The sequence below is a fragment of the Paraburkholderia sp. JHI2823 genome (assembly GCF_038900695.1).
GTDB lineage: Bacteria > Pseudomonadota > Gammaproteobacteria > Burkholderiales > Burkholderiaceae > Paraburkholderia > Paraburkholderia mimosarum.
Genome location: NZ_JAYMRY010000149.1, coordinates 1 through 952, shown reverse-complemented (window position 1 = coordinate 952; position 952 = coordinate 1). Strand labels below are relative to the sequence as shown.

The 952-nt window shown below is 41.0% G+C and carries 1 protein-coding gene; it reads right to left on the bottom strand.

Going from position 1 to position 952, the window contains the following annotated elements; translation table 11 throughout:
• Positions 1-727: 727 nt before the first annotated feature.
• The coding region (locus VSR34_RS38005; protein WP_342965188.1) for a hypothetical protein at positions 728-952 on the bottom strand (225 nt) is incomplete at its 5' end.

The following is a 952-nucleotide window of genomic DNA, read 5'->3' as shown; positions in this document are numbered from 1 at the left end:
CGAAATATCCCAGGAAAGCAACCCTCAATTGGGTGTAGTATCGAGTATCAACCCACCTCGGACTGCACCAAAGTCAGTTATCTCACTACCCTAAAGAGGCCAAGATAGTTCAATTAAGGTTCCTAAGGTCTGTTGATGCTTCACGACACCACGCGGAGGCCCCGTACTCTCCTTGACTGAACTCAAGGGTTACCGGTACACACCAAAGTGCCACATCAACGTAGCAGACTGTTTCAACCATGTCGGTATACCCCGCACAGTTCCCTCACAGTCTTGTTGCTACTTTCTAAGAAAGGTATCCCCAGATCCGGGTTAGGATCTATAGTAACTCTGATTCAAACCCACAAAGATAAAGCATACAAATCAAGCAATTGAAAACATTATGATGAACTATTCCTAAGGTACACCCCACTTAGAAATATCCCCAGCAGAGTCGCCTGTTCTATGATACGGTGGGAAGAACGGACTATTTTTGGAATGCTGGTTTGCGTTTTGCGTTTGTGTTTGCAAAATGTCGCGGTAAGCAAGAGTCGCCACCGACTTTTATTTTATCCTAAGGAAAGGTCAAAAAGCACAGAAAAGACCTTTGAGATGTTTCCTTGGGTTCGGGGAGTAGATTATAGAAAGGGAAGGTATTAGCACCCTTTCTATCCATGGTTATCCATGGGCTCTTAGTTACTTGCTTAGATCACTTGCCTTGCATTTTCAATTGTTTGAAATGGTGATTTCAATTGTTTGAAATGGTGCTTTGTGTGTGATTTTGAAAGAAGTTTTGAAAAGAGGCCATTTGTTGTGGCAACCTTTGTAATGATCCATATTTAAATGTATACAAAGGTGTATTTGTATTTTGAAAAGTTTTCAGTGTTTTGAAACTTGTTTTAAAAGTTTGTGTTGTGGGGTGTGTTTTGAAAAATGGCAAGGATTTGTTTTGCAAGTTGGTCAAGTAACTAAG